5 protein-coding genes are annotated in these 4,674 nt (G+C 65.7%); all 5 read right to left on the bottom strand.

Translation table 11 applies throughout. The features are described from left to right. Window positions 1-44: 44 nt before the first annotated feature. On the bottom strand, window positions 45-671 hold the full coding sequence (locus H8A92_RS39605) for an FMN-dependent NADH-azoreductase (RefSeq protein WP_229200682.1): 627 nt from the start codon (window positions 669-671) through the stop codon (window positions 45-47). A 9-nt stretch (window positions 672-680) separates the two neighbouring features. Beyond that, window positions 681-2,255: an isochorismatase family protein gene (locus H8A92_RS39600; RefSeq protein ID WP_229200681.1), complete on the bottom strand. Its 1,575-nt coding sequence runs from the start codon at window positions 2,253-2,255 to the stop codon at window positions 681-683. A 17-nt stretch (window positions 2,256-2,272) separates the two neighbouring features. Beyond that, window positions 2,273-3,121, bottom strand: coding sequence for an MBL fold metallo-hydrolase (locus tag H8A92_RS39595; protein WP_229200680.1), 849 nt, complete (start codon window positions 3,119-3,121; stop codon window positions 2,273-2,275). Between the two features lie 51 nt (window positions 3,122-3,172). Continuing rightward, window positions 3,173-4,063 carry an amidohydrolase family protein gene (locus H8A92_RS39590; protein WP_229200679.1) on the bottom strand — a complete coding sequence of 297 codons (891 nt, stop codon included), beginning with the start codon at window positions 4,061-4,063 and terminating at the stop codon, window positions 3,173-3,175. Beyond that, window positions 4,060-4,674 (bottom strand): VWA domain-containing protein (locus tag H8A92_RS39585; RefSeq protein ID WP_229200678.1); only part of this gene is annotated, 615 nt, incomplete at its 5' end. The genes H8A92_RS39585 and H8A92_RS39590, both read right to left, overlap by 4 nt.

The raw sequence follows: 4,674 nt of genomic DNA, 5'->3' as shown, positions 1-4,674 counted from the left end.
CCCTGCGTTCGCAGGGACGACGACGGAACAAGCGGCATCGCCTTTCAAAACCTCGCCGCCATTTCTGCGAGCCGCCGGTGCGCGGCCTCGCGAGCCGCGCGGATCGGCTCCGCTGGTCCGGTGGTGGGGCCGATCGGCACGAAGCGCACGTCATTGATGCCGATGAAGCGCAGCACTTCGCGCAGATAGGGCGTCGCCATGTCGATGCGGCCGCGGTTCATGCCGGTGACGAAATCGCTGCCGCTGGCCAGAATCACGACCGTCGGGCGGTCCTTGAGCAGCGGCAGGTAACCCTGCGCCGGGTTGAAGCGAAAAGTCAGCCCGGGCTGGATGATGACGTCGAGCCACTGCTTGAGCTTGTAGGGAATGCCGAAATTCCACATCGGTGTCGAGATCAGCACCCGATCGGCCAGCGACAGCCGTAGCGCAAGCCGCTCGGCGACCGCGAAGGCGTCGTGCTGGGAATTGCTGAAGCTGCTGCCGCCGATCCGGGCGTATTTAGCCTCGAGCAGATAACCCTCGAATTCCGGCAGCGGCTCGCGCCACAGGTTCATCGCGTCGATCTCCCAGTCCGGTCGCGCCTTGCGGAAGCTCTCCACAAAAATTCGCGCGCCTGCCGCCGATTCCGAATCGAGGCGGGGAGAACAGGCGAGATGCAGCAGCTTCGGCACCGCGCCTCCTCAGCCGAGCGCCTTGATGACGGTGTCGGCGTTGGTCACCACGGAGACGTTCTGGAGCGCGAAGTTGATCGCGGCGTTGTGCCAGTCGGCGTTCATGGTCGAGCAGCAATCCTCCGGCACGATCATGAAGTAGCCCTTGTCGGCGCCGGTGCGTGCGGTGTGCTCGACCGACATGTTGGTCCAGGCCCCGGTGTTGATGATCATGTCGCGGCCGGTCGCTTTCAGGATGGTCTCAAGTCTTGTGCCTTCCCAGGCGCTCATCCGCATCTTCTCGACGACGAAGTCACCCGGACGCGGCTCGAGCCCCGAGACCGGCGCGGCGCCCCAGCTGCCGCGCACCATCGCCTTGCTGTCGACCAACCCCTCGAACAGCGGTGCGTTCAACGTTACGCCGGGCGCGCCCGGCTCGACCACGAACCAGACATGGATGATGGCGACGCCGCGCGCACGCGCCGCCTCGGCGACGCGGCGGACATTCTCGACGACATGTTGCTGGCGCGCGTGATCAGGCGCGCCGGACTCGGCGAATGCACCACCATCCATAATGACGTCGTTCTGCATATCCTGGATGATCATCGCGCAGCGTTGCGGGTCGATCTGCATCTCGCCGGCTGCGAGATTGGGCGTGGGCGGGGCGGACGATGCGGCGGCAGTGCTGCCGCGCTTGCCGTTCATATAGGGTTCGTTGCGCGGCCCGACCTTGGTTGGGATTGCGTAGACCGAATGGGTCGCGGTCAGGTACAGCGTGCGGAAATCGGCGCCGCCCCAGGCGAGGTTGGCGACGAGTTCGGGCAGCCGGACCTTGCCGAGCAGATCGCCGCCGGGCGAATAGACCCAAACGCCGCCGGGCGCGGTGACCCAGACATTGCCGCGCTGGTCGCACTTCATGCCGTCGGGCAGGCCGGGCTCGAGCTCGGAACGAATGCCGCTCGCAAATACGCGCGGATTGCCGAGGGAGCCATCGGCGTCGACGTCGAAGGCGCGGATCAGCGCCTGCACGGTGTCGTTGACATAGAGGATGTGTTCGTCGGGCGAGAAGCACAGCCCGTTCGGTTGCTCGAACAGATAGCGGTCGACCAGAAGTTTCGGCGCGCCGCCGCCGGGCGACACGCGATAGACGCCCTGGAAGCCGAGCTGGCGCGGGCGCTCGACGCCATAGACCGGCATGCGGCCGTACCAGGGATCGGAGAAATAGATCACACCTGACGAATGCACGCAGACGTCGTTCGGGCTGTTGAGCTCCTGGTTCTCGTAATGCGAGGCCAGCACCTCACGCCGCCCGTCGGGCCGCTCGCGAATCAGCGAAGACGTCGCATGCTCGCAGACGATCAGATTGAGGTCGGCGTCGTAGGTCATGCCGTTGCATTTGTTCGACGGACGTTTGACCTCGACCACGCCGCGCCGCGCATCCCATCGCCTCCGGACGTCGCCGGGCATGTCGGAGAACAGCAGGAAGTGATCGACCGGGTGCCAGATCGGCCCCTCCGTGAAATCGAACCCAGTCCCGACCTGGCCGACCGGCGCGTAGGGATCGATCAGGTCTTCGAACTCCGCGCGCAGCGTGACATGCGTCATCGCGTTCGTCCTCGTTGTTACGCCGGGAACCAGCTGCGCTGCGGCAGGCTCTGCACGACGGGCCCGGGCACCTGGTCGTGCAGGCGGCCGACCACCATGCCGCCCTCGATCCTGGCCGGGCGATCGTGCACCGGCAGCAGATAGCGCGAGCTACTCAACAGCTTCTTGATTGCGGCCTTCTCGGCTCGCTTGCTGGTGCCGTGGTTGCCGGTGGTGCGCGGTTCGGCGTCCTGGATCTCGTTGAACGGCGTGACGATCTGGTCGTTGAAATCGTAGATCACGTCGCCGCAGATCGTAGCGATCCCGTCGGCGGTGTGAACGTGGATGTTCATCGAGCCCTCGGTGTGGGCATTGGCGGCATCGCAATAGACGCCGGGCATCAGCTCGACGGGACCCGTGATCTCGAGGTCGAGGAAGCGCAGCGCGCTCTTGGTGTGCAGGCGGTCGATCAGATGCTTGATGTCGGGCGCCGGATATTGCGGATGCATCAGGCCGGAGACGGAGTATTCCAGCTCCTTGCGGTTGACGACGACGGTGGTGTTCATCGGGAACAGGTCGTCCTTGCCGGCATGGTCGATGTGCAGATGGGTGTGGCAGACGAAGCGGACGTCGCCCATCCGCACGCCATGGCGGGCAAGCTGGTTCTCGATCATGTTCTCGTGGAACTGGAGACCGCGCATGCCCAGCGTCTCCATGATCTGGTTGGAGCGGTAGCCGGTATCGACCAGAACAGGGTAGGGGCCGCCGAGGATCAAGAAGCCGAGCGTCAGCACGCGGCGGGTGCGGCCGCAATTGTGCCCGAGCACGAGGAAGCTCGATTCCAGCTCGATATCGCCATAGTCCAGGATCTTGATCTCCAACGGCATCGCTCTCGCTCCCAATTCGTGTTCGTTGTCGTGTCCGTGCCTGCGTCGCGCCTACGGCCCCAGCCGATAGACCCGCGCCGCCGTCGTGCCGAAGATCGCTTCGCGCTGCTCGCGGCTGAGCCTTTCGGCGGCCGCCTTGAAGGCGTCGATGAGGTCGCGATAGCTGGTCCACAGCTTCTCGATCGGAAAGTTGGAGCCGAACAGGCAGCGGTCCGCGCCGAAGATCGCAACCGTATCGGTCACGATGCCGGCGATGTGCGCGGCATCGTTGCGGTGGATGAAGGTGCCGAGCCCGGACAGCTTGGATACCACGTTGGGGCATTGCGCGAGCCGCGCCATGCCGGCGCGCCAGGCGGCACGGCCTTGAGGCGACAGATCCTCGAGCATGCCGGCATGTTGCAAGATGAAGGTCACGCCGGGGCAGGCTTCGGCGAGGCCTGCCGCATCGGCCATCTGCGGTGCGAACACCTGAAGGTCAAAACTCCAGCCATAGTCGGCGAGGCGTCCGACATTGCGCCGGATCACGGGATCGCCGCAGAGATCGGGCCGTACCGCGAAGCGATACAGTGGGTTCTCGTGCCAGTGCAGCTGCATGCGCACGCCACGCACCAGCGGATAGCGCTTCAGGCGATCGAGCTGTGGCCGGACGTCGTCGACGGAAAAATCGGCATAGGCGACCAGCGCGTGCGGCCAGCCATGCTGGTCGGCGGTCTGCTGCACCCAGGCGGCCTCATCCTCGAACTGGCCGTTCGGCCAGTTGGTCTGGACATAGACCGAGCGGGTGACGCCGGTGCCTTTGAGATCGTCGAGATATTCTTGAATCGGATAGTCGCGGCGGATCGGTTCGTAGGGGCCGAAGATGCGCGGCTGCATCGGGCCGGACAGCCAGGCGAGATCGGCCTGGCGCCAGATGTGATGATGTCCGTCGACAATGCCGGTCACGCAGCTCTCCTTGTTGCAAGCGACAGCAGGTGCGCAACAACAGCCGCGCTCGATCCGCCGTCCACGAGATCATCGACAAAGCGCCGGATCGCGATCAGCGCCTCGGTTTGCGGTTTGAAGCTGGGCGCGGTGGCGAGCGGCGTCAGCCAACTGACGCGCCAGGCCCGGCGCGACAGTTTTGCGACCGCATCGCGCAGCGCGGCCGGATCGCCGCGTTCGAGACCGTCGGAGACGATCACGACAGCGGCGCCGCGGGCATATCCGCCGAACCGCGGCACCGCGAGGAATGCCTGCAATGCATCGCCGATCCTGGTGCCGCCGTCCCAGTCGCTGACCAGGAAGGACGCGGCACTCAGCGCCTGCTCGCGGCGCTTCAGCCGCAGCGCCGGCGTGACGCGGGTCAGCCGCGTGCCGAAGGTGAAGACCTCGACATTGCCGGCCGCCTGCACCAGCACATGGGCGAGCCGCATGTTCTCCTCGGTGCGCGCCTTCATCGAGCCGGAGACGTCGATCAGGAACAGGATCTTGCGCGGGCGCTGGCGGCGACGCATCCGGCCGAGCCGCAGCACCTCGCCGTCGTTGCGTACGCTCTCGCGGAGCGTGCGGCGCAG

This window comes from Bradyrhizobium acaciae, assembly GCF_020889785.1.
GTDB lineage: Bacteria > Pseudomonadota > Alphaproteobacteria > Rhizobiales > Xanthobacteraceae > Bradyrhizobium > Bradyrhizobium acaciae.
The sequence above is the reverse complement of the archived record's forward strand: the minus strand, read 5'-3'. Positions and strand labels throughout refer to the sequence as shown.